General features: G+C 56.4%; 13 protein-coding genes. 6 read left to right on the top strand and 7 right to left on the bottom strand.

Annotated elements, in window-relative coordinates; all coding sequences use genetic code 11:
- Positions 1–15: 15 nt before the first annotated feature.
- On the bottom strand, positions 16–5,601 hold the full coding sequence (locus tag P9254_RS28180; RefSeq protein WP_063169424.1) for a DUF3320 domain-containing protein: 5,586 nt from the start codon (positions 5,599–5,601) through the stop codon (positions 16–18).
- Between the two features lie 600 nt (positions 5,602–6,201).
- On the opposite strand from P9254_RS28180, the gene P9254_RS28185 reads away from it, so the two are divergent.
- Together P9254_RS28185 and P9254_RS28190 are read left to right on the top strand one after the other, a co-directional pair.
- The gene (locus P9254_RS28185) at positions 6,202–6,651 is read left to right on the top strand and encodes a MucR family transcriptional regulator (protein WP_063169425.1); all 450 of its coding nucleotides are present in this window, start codon (positions 6,202–6,204) and stop codon (positions 6,649–6,651) included.
- Positions 6,652–6,685: 34 nt separating this feature from the next.
- On the top strand, positions 6,686–7,516 hold the full coding sequence (locus tag P9254_RS28190) for a thermonuclease family protein (protein ID WP_127224212.1): 831 nt from the start codon (positions 6,686–6,688) through the stop codon (positions 7,514–7,516).
- Between the two features lie 13 nt (positions 7,517–7,529).
- Here P9254_RS28190 and P9254_RS28195 read toward each other — a convergent pair whose 3' ends face one another.
- The 6 genes from P9254_RS28195 to P9254_RS28220 all read right to left on the bottom strand — a co-directional run bounded on the left by P9254_RS28195 (position 7,530) and on the right by P9254_RS28220 (position 13,976).
- Positions 7,530–8,675 carry a DUF4236 domain-containing protein gene (locus P9254_RS28195; RefSeq protein WP_095770037.1) on the bottom strand — a complete coding sequence of 382 codons (1,146 nt, stop codon included), beginning with the start codon at positions 8,673–8,675 and terminating at the stop codon, positions 7,530–7,532.
- A gap of 50 nt (positions 8,676–8,725) precedes the next feature.
- Complete coding sequence (locus tag P9254_RS28200) at positions 8,726–9,775, bottom strand: hypothetical protein (protein ID WP_082826712.1); 1,050 nt, start codon at positions 9,773–9,775, stop codon at positions 8,726–8,728.
- Positions 9,772–11,088 (bottom strand): hypothetical protein, encoded by a 1,317-nt coding sequence (locus P9254_RS28205; protein ID WP_063169428.1) that lies wholly within the window; start codon positions 11,086–11,088, stop codon positions 9,772–9,774. Before P9254_RS28205 ends, P9254_RS28200 begins: the two co-directional genes overlap by 4 nt.
- Entirely contained in the window at positions 11,088–11,906 is an 819-nt protein-coding gene (locus tag P9254_RS28210; protein ID WP_063169429.1) for a hypothetical protein, read from the bottom strand. Before P9254_RS28210 ends, P9254_RS28205 begins: the two co-directional genes overlap by 1 nt.
- Positions 11,899–13,338 (bottom strand): hypothetical protein, encoded by a 1,440-nt coding sequence (locus P9254_RS28215; RefSeq protein ID WP_063169430.1) that lies wholly within the window; start codon positions 13,336–13,338, stop codon positions 11,899–11,901. Before P9254_RS28215 ends, P9254_RS28210 begins: the two co-directional genes overlap by 8 nt.
- A gap of 197 nt (positions 13,339–13,535) precedes the next feature.
- Entirely contained in the window at positions 13,536–13,976 is a 441-nt protein-coding gene (locus P9254_RS28220) for a hypothetical protein (RefSeq protein ID WP_126066778.1), read from the bottom strand.
- A gap of 153 nt (positions 13,977–14,129) precedes the next feature.
- Here P9254_RS28220 and P9254_RS29025 point away from each other — a divergent pair, with 153 nt between their 5' ends.
- Genes P9254_RS29025 through P9254_RS28235 form a run of 4 tightly spaced genes read left to right on the top strand, consistent with a single transcriptional unit; the run spans position 14,130 to position 15,111 of the window.
- Positions 14,130–14,240 carry a YHYH domain-containing protein gene (locus P9254_RS29025; RefSeq protein WP_095770035.1) on the top strand — a complete coding sequence of 37 codons (111 nt, stop codon included), beginning with the start codon at positions 14,130–14,132 and terminating at the stop codon, positions 14,238–14,240.
- 28 nt (positions 14,241–14,268) lie between these two features.
- Complete coding sequence (locus P9254_RS28225; protein ID WP_082826591.1) at positions 14,269–14,508, top strand: hypothetical protein; 240 nt, start codon at positions 14,269–14,271, stop codon at positions 14,506–14,508.
- A 52-nt stretch (positions 14,509–14,560) separates the two neighbouring features.
- Complete coding sequence (locus P9254_RS28230; protein ID WP_063169433.1) at positions 14,561–14,845, top strand: DUF6804 family protein; 285 nt, start codon at positions 14,561–14,563, stop codon at positions 14,843–14,845.
- A gap of 14 nt (positions 14,846–14,859) precedes the next feature.
- Positions 14,860–15,111 carry a hypothetical protein gene (locus P9254_RS28235; RefSeq protein ID WP_127248734.1) on the top strand — a complete coding sequence of 84 codons (252 nt, stop codon included), beginning with the start codon at positions 14,860–14,862 and terminating at the stop codon, positions 15,109–15,111.
- Positions 15,112–15,130: the final 19 nt, after the last annotated feature.

A 15,130-nucleotide genomic window follows, 5' to 3' on the forward strand; every position in this document is an offset into this window, starting at 1 on the left:
CGCTGCAGCGCCCCGTTACACTTCAGCTAATTTCTCGCTCGCGGATTCGCCGGCCACCAACAAGCCGTCTTGGGACCGTAACACTCCTTTGGCAACCAAATCGGCGACCCCAGCTGAAATCAGCTGCCTTAATTGTGCGCTTGTGGCTTTGAAGCCCAGCATCCTGGCAACGCCTGTGGCGATTTCTTCCTCTGTCGCACCGAGGTTGGATTTCACGACTTCCATAGCGCCTTGGGCGACCTCGTCCTGCGCAATCATTTCGGGCTTGCGCAATCCAGCGGACACGACCCCACTGCGATCCCTGAGACGAACAGGAACACCTGGCTTGAAGCAGAAGTTGCCTCGACGGGCTACTGAACCACCTCTCTGTGCTATGCTTACCCCCCGCTCGATTGCATCCTGAATCCTGCCACCGGCCCGCTGCAGACCCCAGGCGTCCCGAATACGCGAAACTATTTCGTCGACATGGATTGGCGTTTCTGTAGCCACGACCTGCTCGACCAGTCCGGCCATGATTCCGCTGGGCGTCTCGTGGAGTTCGAACGATCCCGGTCGCTTTAGTTCGGCCTCTTCGTAGGCTCGATTGGGTGTCTCGGATCCGTTTGTGCTTTCGAGACCGATTTCCGTCACGTTGCCTCGGTCGACCGTAACAACCTGCACGGCTACAGCTCGATTTCTCTGGACCCCCAATTCGGCCCGCTCATCGAGTTCTTTTCTGGCGGCCTCAATCGCTAGTATGGTTCGCTCCAGCTGCTCACGAGGCCGTTGGAACCAGTCAGCGCTCCAGATGCGATGGATGATCCAACCATGGTCTTCCAGAACCGACTGCCGAAGCCGGTCTCGATCTCTGGCCGAGCGAGATGAGTGATATTCTGCGCCATCGCATTCGATGCCAAGAATATAGCGGCCTGGCCTCTCTGGATCCGCAACTGCGAGGTCGATGAAGAAGCCGGCAATGCCCACTTGAGCATGAACCTGATAACCCATTTCGATCAGCGCGTTGGCTACCTGTTCTACAAAGATTGAATCCATTTCGCGAACCGTGACTTGGGCAAGCGAAATTCGCCCTGTTCTCGCGTAGTGCAAGAAGAGCTTGAAGGCGAAGATGCCTTTCCCTTTGCCACGCTCCAGGTCGATGTCCTCGTCTGTGATGGACGCGAATACTTCGCAGCTGCGCTTGGCGCGGCTTATGAGGACGTTGAGCCGACGCTCGCCGCCTTCCGCGCCAAGAGGGCCGAAACGCATGGCCATGTATCCCTGGGCATTCTTGGCATACCCCACCGAGATCATGATCACGTCGCGCTCATCGCCTTGAACATTTTCGAGGTTCTTGACGAAGAATGGCTCGCTTGGATGAGCGTGAAAGAATTCCTCGGTGTCGGGATTTAGTCGCCGCAGCGCTTCGAGTTCATCCTGGATCGCGCGGCGTTGGCTAACCGAAAATGTTGCAACGCCTAGAGTCTCTTGCGGGTTCACCTTCGCATGACGGATGATCGCCTCCGCTACTGCTCTCGCCTCTACCGGATTGGTTCCTGTGCCGCCGGAATCGAAGACCCCCTCCGGCACATGATGAAACCGCAACCCCATACCTGCCTCTTGGGTATAAGGGCTTGGCACGATGAAAAGCCGGTTCTCGTAGAACTGGCTGTTCGATACTGCGATTAGAGATTGGTGACGGCTACGGTAGTGCCAGCGCAGCATACGCTGCGGCAAGCCGCGGGCCGTGAACAGGCCGAGGATGCTTTCAATGTCGGCGACCTGCGCGCCCTCACCCTCGTCATCTTCAGACTGCGAGCCTGTCATCTTCGCGAAGAATGTCGTGGGTGGCAGTTGGCGTTCGTCGCCAACGACGACCACCTGACTGGCCCTGGCGACCGAGCCAAGTGCGTCCACGGGCTGGATCTGAGACGCCTCGTCCATCACGAGCAGATCGAAGGACATCCGGCCGGGCGACAGGAATTGCGCCACCGAAAGCGGGCTCATCATGAACACTGGCTTCAGCGCCTGGATGGCAGGGCCTGCCTTCTGCATCAATTGCCGGATGGGCATGTGGCCTCGTCTGCGCGCCATCTCAGAACGAAGCAGTCCGACAGGTCCAGCTCCGCCGTCTCTTGAAGGAATTTTCCGGTGATGAGCCGTTACAACTTCGATGGCGCCGGCCTTGATGCGCTGGCGGTCCAGATCTGCGAAGTCACGTACAGCCCTGGAATGCAGTTCCCCGTCGAACCTTGCCAGCTCCGGCTCATCGGTCGCCATCGCCAGAAACATTCGTTCGTAGTAGGCCATATCAAAAACTGATCGAGCCGATCCTGTTGTAATCTGGCCGTTGGCTAGGCCGTCTATCAACTGTCCCAGTCCAGCCTTTCGGGCCGTTTCGGATCGCTCTTCATAGGCAACCCATTTCGAGAGCTGCTCCTGATGATCGAGCCAACCCTGCAGCCGAGAAACGACCTCGCCTATCGCGACGTCCGGAAAATCGACTACTCCAAACAAGGAGGGAGCATCGGCTTTCAAATCCCCTGTAAGCGCCTTCAATTCCCGCGCTGCCGCTTGGGCCGCTTCACGTGCTGAACGTGCCGAGTTTGCGATCTCGATTCTTTCAGGCAACCGCGCAGCCAGATGTCGGATCGAGCCATTTTCTTTCAGCCAAAGCTCGGCTTGCGTGAGAGCGGCCCAATCGGATCCTCGACCGTGCCACGACGAGCCGAATACGAACTTGCCAAGGCTCTCTCCCGCATCGATCCCTTGAGCAAGTGCTTGTAGTCTGCCTAGTCGGCGCAGTAGCTCCACCCGCTCAGTGATTAGATCCGGAACGTCAGTCAGAACCTGTCGTGACGCATCATCGGCTTGAGCTACAGTGCTCGCCTTCGCTTCCATCAGTTGCAGCGAGGCCCGCTCGGCGGAAGCCACGTCGCCTAGCATGGATGACGCGAGGTGCCCGAGATCGTTCCAGAAACCTTCGATAATTGGCCGACCGATTTCGATAACCTTGCGAACGCGCGCTGCACGCGCACCGGCCTCGGAGCGTTCCGCCATCCGGCCGGCGATAATCCGAGGTTCGGGGCCTAGCCCTCGTAGAGTCCGCATCCACTCCACTAGCGCGAGCAGTGGCGCGGAAGCCGATCGCTCCCCACGCCAATCTGCCCCGAAGGCGGAACGGCCAAAAGCGTCGCCTTCGCGGACTCTTGCTGCGGCAGCCTGACCCTTCATCAAAAGGTCGAGGAGACCAACTATCTGCGTCGCAGGCGCGCTAGGGTCGACCACAATAGTCCGCGCAAGTGCTGTGGCGCGACGGTAGTCGCCGTTCAATGCTTTCAATATTCCCGTGTGTGTGGCGAGCGCCTGCCGCGCCGCGGCCACCTCGGTGCTCCACGCCGCGTCAACAACCTTGCCCTGAAGGTCGGCTCTGGCAGCCTCAAGCGTCGCTACGCTGTCGGCAAGGTCGCCTGCCTGCTCAAGTCCGGAGTCCCAAACGGTGGCTGCGAAGGCCTCCGGACTTGCGTCAGGTGCTGCCGCTACTCGCTCGCCGGTCACGGCCAGCCTGAGCAAGCCTGCCAACGTGTCTGGCAATATCGCCGATCCGAGTTCCTGATTCAGGCGCTCAGCTTCTTCCCTCAAGCGTGGGAGCAGAATGGTGAGCTGTCGCGCACGATGGAAACCATCTTTCGGAAATTCCGAGGGAAGCTTTGCAAGCTCTGTCTCGAGACCTTCAATTGGCGTGTCGATAGCCGTTGCCGCCAACTGCTCCGAAAGTTCCTCGGACTTGCGGGCGAAATCCGTTCCTGACCAGAGAAGCGATGAAATGTCTTTCGGACGCTCATCCCATACCGGCGAGACGAGCGCCTCGGCAGGAAGTCCAGGCGCGGACGCGAGAAGCTCAGCGCGATCTTCTATCTCGCCGCTGTCGCTGAGAATTTTCGGAGGCTCGGCCTTGATCCGCTCAGCGATACCGACCAGTTTGGCGTGCAGTGCCTTGGCTTGGTCCAGCAACGCCGCGATGCGTGGGACGAGCCTCTCAATGGTCGTTGGAAGAACGACATCCAGGCCAACTCCCCGCCACGGGTGGTGGATCGGCAAGCCGATCTCGTTGATCCGCTGAGAGACCTCATCGAGCAATTTGCGACGTTGCGAAACGCCGTCAGTTGTCCAGCTTGTGGCATCCGTAAGTTCGATGTCCACTGGTTTCTGACCGACCTGCCTTAGTCGGGTTAGCTGGCCGAGAACCTGATAAGGAGTGAGTTCGGACGCTCCGAACGCAACGTGCATTCGTGCAGCATGTGCGTTGAGTTTATCGCGAGCCTCCAGCAAGCGATCAGTTAGGGAAGAAGGAAGCTGGCCCCTGGGCGATCCGAGTTGCCAGGTTCGCCGCAGCTCCTCTAGCATCATGCGCTTGTTCGCCTTGTTACTATGCAGCTCAAGGCAGGCGTCCCCCACCCCAGCAGTGTCAAGCCGTCGCTTGACGACCTCCAGCGCTGCCATCTTTTCGGCCACGAACAGCACGGTCTTTCCGTCGGCAACGGCCGACCCAATAATGTTTGCGATCGTCTGCGATTTTCCTGTCCCAGGCGGACCTTGGATAACGAGGTCGCGACCTTTTCTGACGTCATGGATCGCCAGTGTCTGAGAACTGTCACTGTCGACGATATGCAACATTTCGGCGGGCGCAATGTGCGGATCAATCGCTATGTCGTCCGACATAAGCGGCTCGCGTGTTTCGAAACCATCTGAAAGAAGCGAGCGGATCTTCGGTTGTTCGATAATCTTTGCGCCATCGGGCCAGAGATCCGGATCCAGATCACGGTACATCAAGAACTTCGCAAACGAGAAGAAGCCGAGCACCATATCGTCGCGAAGCACCTCCCAACCCTCTTTGGTCGAAATTGCTTCGGCAACGGCATCGAGATAGGCCGAGACGTCGAAGTCATCTCCCACCTCAAAACGCGGCAGAGCGAGCTTGTGAATGCGGTCGAGATAGAGTTCCAAGGAGAGGTTTGCGGTAAGATCTTCCGGCCGGGCTCGTAGGCGGAATTTTTCTCCAGCGGCCCCTCGCTCAAGCCGAACCGGCACCAAAATGAGGGGGGCCTGACGGATGTTCTCTTTGTTGTTCGGGTCAATCCACTTCAGCATTCCAAGGGCCAGAAAGAGGATATTGACGCCCTGCTCTTCCTCGAGTGTGCGGGCATCATGGTAGAGATCAAGGAGCCGCCGCTGCAGCCCAGTTGGGGTCATACGCGTCTGCAGCTTGGTGTCCGAGTGCCGCGCGGATATCCCTCTGTTATCGACTCCATCGTCCTCTGGTTGGGCGAGAGCGACGGGGGAATAGTCGATCTCTTCGTCTGGAGGGCTGCTTTCATCCTGGCCCGCTTTCGGCCTATCGGGCTTGCCGGCCAGGAAGGTAAAAGCCTTTCCTTCGGTCACCAGCAATCGATAAATTTCGGACGACTTCTCATCGACGATATCGATCGTCTTCGCGCTCTTGGAAAACCGCGGCACATTCAAAAGTCGATTGCGGGCGGAAAGATCGAGCAACTCCATCCTGGCGCGCTCGAGTTTCTCCTTTAGAGGGAGATCGCTTTGGAAGACTGACTGTTTTACGTCCAAGACTTACATCCCCTTTGAAAGGAGAACCAGCTAGAGCCCGCGTAGAGCGTTCGCGCAAGAAAAAACAGCCGTGTTCAATTAGAAACGACTGCGATCACTTCTGGACACCGTCCAATATTGCGACGTGTGATATGGGTCAGAGCCTGCATTCTTGGCCCCCTTTGCCTAGTCGCTATCCGACGAGGATTCTCGCTCCCTGCCCCCGTATTTAGCCGCCTCCACAATGTCTTTTTCTGACACAGAGAGTCCGTTGCGGACCCGAATGGCTCCCGCACTTGGAACGCGGTCCAATTCAGATCCAGTCTTTGCCTTATCCTTCTGGGGCTTAACCTCCGGCGGCGGGTCTTTCGAAAATGTCATGCGTAGGTCCTACTCGTCCAAATCTAAATGCATCCGCCTGTGAGCCTCAAGCCGCTTTCCTGGTCATACAAAGAAAACGCCGCGCCCAATCAATCCACCGTCTCTCGTGGTTCCGCATTCTGATTGGCGCTTTAACATTCATCACTATTAGCGCCTGGCATTTAGTATCCTCCCTCTACTGGTTTTTTTAGCCGATAAGTAATAGATCGGGATTTCACTGCAGAAGTCCGGAGCCATGAAGTGACTGACGAAATCCAAAATACGGCCACCGCGCTGATGGAGCTTACCGCCGATATCGTTGCGGCTTATGTGAGCAAGAATTCAGTGCCGGTCTCCTCATTGCCGGACCTTATTGCCAGCATCAATTCGTCATTAGCGCGTATCGGCCAGCCGTCCGAACCGGAAAAACCCGACCAAGTTCCCGCGGTCAACCCCAAGCGCTCAGTCACTCCAGACTACATCGTCTGCCTCGAAGACGGCAAAAAGTTCAAGTCCCTCAAGAGACACTTGAACACGCATTTTGGACTGACGCCCGACGCCTATCGCCAAAAATGGGGCCTCTCCAACGATTACCCCATGGTCGCGCCTAACTATTCAGCCAATCGCTCCAGATTGGCAAAATCGATTGGCCTCGGTCGCACAGCAGCCGCGCCCAAGAAAGCAGCAGCCAAGAAGTCAAAGACGCGCTAGCAAAACATTTGGCAGCTTCGCAAAGGATCGAAAATTGAATCGCGATCGCTATTCCCATCGCCGCAGCTCGCGGCCAAGACGCGGCCGGGTTTCAATTATGCGCAAGCGTTTCTTTTCACATAAATCATTAGCCGCGATCCTGGTGATCACGCTAGCAGTGGGCGCTTATGTCACCTCCTACTTTACAGGGTGGGGCAACCAGATCGCGGGACCCAATACAGCAAGCGCACTCGGGTCAAAACCGAAGCCTATCGTCGGCGTAGCGTCCATCGTTGACGGGGACACGATCGAGATCCACGGACAGCGTATTCGTTTCAATGGCATCGACGCACCTGAAAGCAGCCAAAACTGCAGCGACGCAAGCGGGCAAGAATACCCATGCGGCCGCAAATCCGCAGAAGCACTGGACATCTTCCTCAGTCAATCCCGACCCATCCAGTGCAACTTTGTTTCGTGGGATCGTTACAACCGCTTCGTTGGTGATTGTCAGCGGGCGGACGGTGCTAGCATTGCGTCTTGGATGGTCGAACAGGGTTATGCCCTGGATTGGCCTCGATACAGCCATGGTAGTTACGCGTCACAACAGGCAGATGCCCAAAGGGCCAAGATTGGCATCTGGGTTGGCACTTTCACAGCCCCTTGGGATTGGCGAGCAACACATGCAGCCAACAATAAACCCGGTAATGACACATCCTACGGCCTTACAGGCCGTCGCCAAATAGCTCAGAGCTATTCGTGTCAACCGCGTCGCTATTGTAAGCAAATCTCCTCATGCGATGAGGCGCGCTGGTATCTCAATAACTGTAGCTGGGGACCCAAATTGGACCGGGACGGCGACGGAATTCCGTGCGAAGGCATTTGCTGACCAAGCCAATTCCTTAGCGCGCTTTCAGCAAGCCGGACTGGCCACCAGCGTTTCGGTGCATTTGCGCGAGTGCCAATAGAGCCTGGCAAAAGGGCTGGCTGACGTTTGTCTTGGAAAATTCCACCAGCTCGTTGAGCCCGGATGGGCTAGAAAACCGCAAGGCTTCGTAGCGACAGACAGGGATCTGCCGATTATCTCTGAAGCGTTTGTCGGGTCCGCCATTCTTATTGGGATGAGCCCAGGTATAGCTCACGATCTCAGCATCAGATGGAACTTTGCCGGTCTCAATAAAATTGCTGGGGGCAAATTGCGTCCTGAGGTCTCCATACCCAACGGCACCGTACTGGTTTCCGTCCTTCACCAAAATCATGTCTGGCATGAAATAAAGGATTTGCCGGCCGACGTGTATCGACGGTGGTGTGACATTGCTGCGAACAACCGTCGGCAAGGAAGCTTGGAGCGTCGTCGACTTTTTATCGACCAACATCGTGGCTCCCGCATTGCGCTTCCAAGTCGTCAGATCCTCTATCTTGCCACCAGCCGCGACATGCCAACTCGCCGCGCAGCGTGTGAGCGTGTCAAAGGCGGCGACAAGTCGCCCGTAGGCCGCCTCCGCGTCCTGCTCCAAATCATAGTAGAGCACGCTCACCCGGCGGTAGCTGTCCAACCAGTTGCCAATAAGCATGCCCGGCAAAAAGGCAGCAATACCGATCAGCGCCACCCCACCTCCCAGCATTGCGCCTGCGATCAATCCGGCGATCCCAAACAGCACGGCCAGGATGAGCGACATTCGCGTCTGCGATTGCCTCGCATTGATTTCATCAAGCACATTGGCAAATGTCTCATCACGCATCTCGATCACATCGGCGGACTCGATTTCTCTCATCACGACGCCACCGCTGACATATTCCACGGGTGAGGATGTTGGATGGGGCTTTGGCCCAGATGGGAATTCAGACAGTTGCAGCGTCTGCTTGGCGCTGCGCTTTCCCAAAGTGCCTCGGTAGTAGAGACCGCCGACGCCTGCATGAATATAATGCCCTCGTGGGCCAGTCCCGATACGAAGACCTTGCACGCCAACGGACGCGCCAACCCCGCCAGACGAGAAGTTAAAGCGGAAAGGTCCCGCACTAATCGATTTTCGAACGTAAAACCCCATCCCCGCAATCCCCCCCAAGCCCTGTGAGCGAAACCCAAGGGCAGTTCGCCTCACAACTTTGGTACCGGAACCAGTCCAATATCTGTCTCTCGCGAACGTTGCCTGACCCTGATCTCAATTCGCCTCCTCGCCTTGACGTCGCCGGCCTGTGCGCCGTCGGTGAGCCGGTCGCCAGGCAATATCAACTGGCCGCCGGACATTGGCAGGATGGTGAAGCCTTTCAGTTCCGGCATATCGCGCAGGATGCCTGTGACGGAGATCGCTCGCGCTAATCCAAGCCCGGCATTGTCGGCAGGATGGAGTGTGCCAATGTCCATCTTGCGCGCCAGTACGGGCTGAAGGCCTCTGTCCATATTCGATGAGTCACCGGACATCGCCTGCTCGTCCGTGTGGCCAATCACCTCAATGACGTCCACACCATAGGAAGTTGCAATTCCAGCAATGGTCTTCGACATCTGCCGCAACTTCGTTTTGAAGCCACCGGAAAGCTCCGCACTTCCAGTATCGAAATTATAGCCATCGAGCTCGCTAAGACTGATGATCGGTGGCCAATCGTGTGGCTTGTCAGCAGAGGCCTCGTTCCTTGCCTTCTTCAGTGCGTCAGCAAGATCCTTGGACGTCTTGCCCGTGCCAACGTAGCCGAGCTCGCGCAGAACCTTCATCTTCTCGATCATGGCTTTGGCCTGATCAACGTCGACGTCGTTGTCAGAGAGGACTTTGGCGGCCGGCGCGCTTTTCACCGCTTCCTCAAGGGTCAGTCCCACTTTTTTGATTGCCTCTGCGGCCTCTTTGGCCCGGACCAATTCACGCCATTCTTGATCTGGTACATTGCGTCGACTTGCAGGCTTGACCATGGCATTCAGCTGAGCCAGCAACCGCTTGTTTTCCTCGTCAAGCTTGCGAGCGTTCTCATTGAGGGACTGCGCAATCTTCTGCGCTGCCGCAGCCTCTTTCTTTGTCTTGGCGATGAGCGCGCCTGCAGCAAGCAAAAGGCAGAAAACGAGAAGCAGCATCGTCTCAGCCATCGTCAGGCCGAGTATCAGGCCGCGGCCATAGCCCTTGCGCTCAAACGTAATGGCTGTTCCGCTAACCTCACTCACCTGCCCCACCAACTTGCTCTCTTTGGCGGTTCACCCTTCTCCACCTCCGCCGGACTGCTTAACGATCGGAAGGTGTCGCCCTCCGTGTCATCCGAAACCTTGATTGGCGTCTCCACAGGGGAGGCAACAGTGGAAGGTGCCGCCACTCGCTCGACATCGTTCGCTATCGCATTGCTCAGAGGCTGGGGAGTGCGCACGGCCGGGAGGCTATGTTGTGTAAGGGTTGCGACGAGGCCGCGTGTTTCATTGCTGTGTTTCTGCATCACAGCCATGAACTCCTCAGTCAAACGCTGCTGCGCTTGGACAGTTTCTGCGGTCTTTTCTGCGGCCGCTGCCGCTCTCTCCACTCCAGTCGCCACCTTGATCACTGCGTCGGCAAGACCGGTCATCCGCGTTTGCTGCTCTTGCGAGGCTGTTTCGGTTTTTATCGCATATTGTGCGACAGCATTACCCAGGAGCTTGACCATCGGCGCCAGATCGTTCTTCAGCACCTCATCAGGAACAACCACCTTTTCCAGCTTGGCAGCCATATTGTCGGCTTGATTACCGAGCTTTCCAACAGAGTTGGACATCGAGCTGTTGGCTTTATCCAGCAAATCCGCTGCAGCTCCAACGCGGTTCGCTATCGAAGCAAACTGGGTTTCGACTTGCCCGAAATTGTGCTGCAACGCGTCACTGAGCTTGGCAGACGCCTCTTGGACAGGCTTGATCGATTCCATGGCAATATTGTCCAGGGCAGATCGAATGTGCTCCCCATTGCGTGCCGCTTGCTCGGCAATCTCTGCAAAGCCCTCTTCGAGCATTTGATGGCTGACACGACGAAAGTCGGCGAACTCCCTGGTTACGCTTTCCATCTCGGCTCTTACACGCCGTGTCATGTCGGCAAGTTCGTGCCTCGCCGTTCGCTCAATGTCCGCGGGATCGCGCCGCATCTGATTGTAGAAAACCCTCAGAGCAATACCGGTGATCGTCGACGTGATCGCGATGCCAAAATTTTGGACGATCGTGTCGGTTGAGCCTTCCGTTCCAAACTGAAACAGCGAGACCCCAAGGCTCGTCAGGGTGAACAGGAAGCCCATATAGTAGAGGTTATCGCCGGTCTGCTCGTCGTGCAGTTGTAGCTTTCCAGCAAAGATCGAAACCCCGAGATAGAAAAACATCAGGCAGGCCGGTGCTACCGCCGCGACGATCGGATTTACGCCTGAGAGTTTTGCAATGGCGATGAATACACACCCGCCGAGTGTCAATGCCGCGAAAACCACGACCGGCAGACGTGGATGATCCAGCAAAGGTTTGTCGTGCGCTCTCGCCATCAGTTTAACCCATCCAAGCCAACCAGCTTTTCGAACTCGCCGTGATGGTTCTGGACCCAATGTGTCCAGAACTCCGCGTGATCCAGGGTCTGAAATGGCTTCTTTGCCCGATCGATATAAAGAATTGTGATGCCCACCCCATCCAGCGACGTCCCATATGTGCGGTCGGCGGCGCTGTTGAGGTATTTTTGGTAATCCAGTCCCGATCGGTACTGCGAGTAAATCGTCGTATGCTCGATCATGTCAGAGGCGACCACCAATCGCTTGGGACTGCCCTGTTTGGCCAAGCTGCTATCGAAGAGCGACAGCTTGATTTTCTGAATTCCAGCCATGATCGGAGATTGGCTCGCGGAAGCCGCATTCGGGATTTCATCGGGAAGTTTGTTCAAAGGATCGCCGAAGGCGTTTTCCCACTTCTTTTGACGCCGCGCAGGATTGTTGGTCCAACTATCGACGGTCGACCCATCACCGGGATTGCATCCATCGAACATCACCGTCAGCTCACCAGGCGCCGAGCTCAGGGTATAAATCCTCACATACCCACCCGGCTCGACCTGCCCAATGGTCTTTCGGAACTCGTTCTTGAGATCAGCCATCGTCGTTGCCGAAATTGGATCAGTGGCGTCGATGAGGACGGCGGTCAGGCTGGAGGGTCCGTCCAATGGGCAATTCGTGTTGGCGTCGATATGGCCATTGCCAGACCTGGTCCACATCCAGCCGAAGCCGGCCAACATCGCAACGGATAGCACACCAAGGGCAATGGCCGCGGCAATGGTACCCGCATTGCCTTTCTTGCGTCTGCGGGTTCGCCTAGACATTCACGCTGTCCGGGTGAAGCTTATCAAGATCTCGGTACTGCTCAATTCCCCGTTCGCATTCCTGACCAATCAGACGAACCTGCTCGTTGAGTTCCTCCTGCGCCTGGCGAATTGATGCGCCAACATCTCCCTCATTCCACTCCCGCTCGCCGGTGACGTATGGCTTGATGCGATCAAGTTTGTAGGGCGTTCCGAAATGCTTGGGCGCCGGCTCGGTCCTCGCCTGGATGTTGGCTTCCCGATACATCGACAAAAGCTGATTGCAGGCTCGCTCCAATTGGTCTTGATGCTGCGCAAAAAGAGCCAGAAGCCTCGATCGATGATCGACAATCGCGCGGTGCTCGCGCCGGCGACTACCAAGCTGCTTGACGATTTCCTCCACTTTTTCGTTGTGGTCGTCGCGGACATCCTGCAGCTCTTCGATCAGTTCCTTCTTTCGATCGATGTAGTCATCGCGCCGTCGAACGAGCCGATTTTCAACGCCAGTGTAGCCTGGGTAAGGGTCGAGCACGAACCAGCCGTCGATAAAAGCGAAAAGCGAAAACATCAGGCCGATCGCAAACAGCAACCAGGACTTGATGTCCGTGAGACCCGCTGGATTGGCGAGCATATTACGGATGACCTCAGCGCCGGCGCCGTCAGCGAGCGAGCCGCTGACCTCACGGTAGTGCGCTAGCGCCAAGTTTATCGAAATCGCCAAGCCGATATAGAAAAGGATTGAAATGATCCCAACGAATTTTACGAAAAACGACCGATGGGTGACGAGACGAGCGCAGAAAACCGCCAGGAGCAAAGCCGCCCCGATGTTGATGAAAGAGAATGCCGCAGCCTCAAGGATGCCACCAAAAAATCCCTGCTCATTGCCCTTGGCCAGGAAGTTGCCGTTCATCGCTGTCTCGACCAGAAACAGAAATAGCAGAAGCGATAGCCGGAAAATGTGAGCGGCACCGTGCTGCACACGCGCGGCACGAACGAGACCGTGCTTCTCCTTAAACCATGCATGCTCTTTTTCGGCGTCGTTCAGGGCCCTTCTCAGGCCGTGAAGTTCATCGAGGCCCACGGCGACCGAGGCTTTGAAGTCCGAAACGCTAGCGGCATTCGTCTGACGGATTAGACCGAATTGTTCCTCGAAATCGAGGCCGGCAAGACGACCTCCAAGGAGTTGCAGGTTGTCCTCAAGAGTGTGATGCGCAGCCTTCTTCTCATCCTCAACGCGTTCCACGATGGCATGTTCGACATCGTCGAGATTCTTTGCCGTTTTCGGGGGTTGGTTCACCTCGCCGCGCTGCTTTCCGCGGTTAATGACATCCAGGTCGCCGTCGATCTTGGCAGGGTCCAGGCTGTTGAATAGCTGAGTGCTCGCCCGAAAATCGTGGTTGGATTCTCGCAGTGAGTCACGCAACTTATTTAGTTTTTCGAATTTAGAGCCCACGCACTCACAACCCCAACTTTACGCCCCCCGGCAGAGTGGTTTCTATGCATAGTAGAGCTAAAGGGCAACCGCACATTCACTTCTATCCACTTGCTAGTGCGGATCAGGCTCAATTGAGTTCCAACAAATGATCATGGCTGCTGATCAACTGGTTGATCGGCCGCGACTAGTCATGTCATGAGCCGTGCTGCGATGCTCTAAGGACAGAGTGCTACGAGCGGGTTCGCGACTGGGAAATTATCCACAGTCGTATACGTGTACTGGATCTCACCGCCCAGGCGAACGAAGGCAGATAGTTCCTCCGCACGACAGACATAGTTTTTGGTCATTTCATCGATCTTCTGGACATAGACCGGCCGCGAGACGCCAGCAGCCAACAATTTGGCGTCTACTTCCGCATCGGTCTGAGCCCAGGTGGCGTTGAAAACGATCCTTGGCCCGATTGCGATGATGCTCCGAACGGAGATGTTCGAACTGATCAGCATGGGCAATGCTGGAGCCATTTCGGTTTGCATTTTTTTTGCGTAGGCGCAGACGTCGGTCTTGGTGTACTTCGAGAGGCATTCATTTGCCGTCGCCACCCTTGGCCATGTCAGCAGGATCGCCAACGGGACGTGCATCAATCGCAATCCATCCAAAGTATTCTCCTCGCCCGATCTTGGCCTGCACAGAGGAGCATCTATCCTATTTGTGTTCACAGTGCCACGAGCAGCTTGTGCCCGACCGGCAATAGTGCTCTGTCTGAAATACTTTGGGAGGGCAATAAAATGAAAACAACATTTCTCGCGGCTATGGCCGCTGCAATAATCGCTTGCGCGACCGGCGCGTTTGCACACAGTGGCGGCACTGATGCCAACGGTTGCCATACCAACCATAAGACCGGCGCGTATCACTGTCACTGAAGGTCACGCCTTTCTGAGGGACACAAACATGCTGAAGAACATCATGTCAGCTCCGCTGGGCCTCCTCTTCATGCTGGGCGGGCCGATCACCTACGTGATGAATGTCGTCGACACATGGCAGGGCCATGCATCAGTGGTCGTAAAAATCCTGATTAACTTGAGCCTGGATGCGATGTTGGCGTTCATTTGGCCGATCACTTGGGCAATCTGGCTTTTCAAATATATGGCGGGCGCCGAAACTCCACTAACAACCGTGCTGGGCGTTTGAGGATCAAGTTTGCTGAAAATAATGCTTTTCGACGCCGGCCGGAACGGTCCGGTTGGTCTGCATCTGTGTAGCTATTGCCTCGCTGCTGGCGGTAGCGCCATGGCCGTACGGCTATTACCAATTCCTCCGCGTGGTGGTCTTTTTCGCCGGGATCTACTGCGGAGCCATGGTGTGGCGATCAGGCCCTGAAAATCGCACCCTGGCTTGGGCGCTGTTTGGAGCGGCAGCGATCTTCAACCCGTTCATGCCGGTTCATTTGCCGCGCGAGCTGTGGGCAATCTTCAACGTCGCAGCGGCTACTCTGTTCGGCTTTGTCGCATACCGGCACCGGAATTAAGCCGATAATCTGAGATGGCCAAGAGTGGACCTGAGACGCCGAAGGTCAAGGCGCGCCCGAGGGTCACCGTGTCACAGCCGTTGGCGCTTTATGCGGGAGATCTCCTCGAGCGGACGAAGGAGTACTTCGAGGCTTTCAACCATCTAGGCTCGGAGTCGGAAAAGGCGCATCTTTTTGCCCGTTATTTTCTATTTTCGCATGCCCTAGATGTGGAGCTTCAACAGGTTGTCCTCGATCAGGGCGAGGCGACTGATAGGCGTTTTTGACTTTAGGCTGCCATGTGGA

The sequence above is a fragment of the Mesorhizobium sp. WSM4983 genome (assembly GCF_029625765.1).
In the GTDB taxonomy this organism is placed as follows: Bacteria; Pseudomonadota; Alphaproteobacteria; order Rhizobiales; family Rhizobiaceae; genus Mesorhizobium.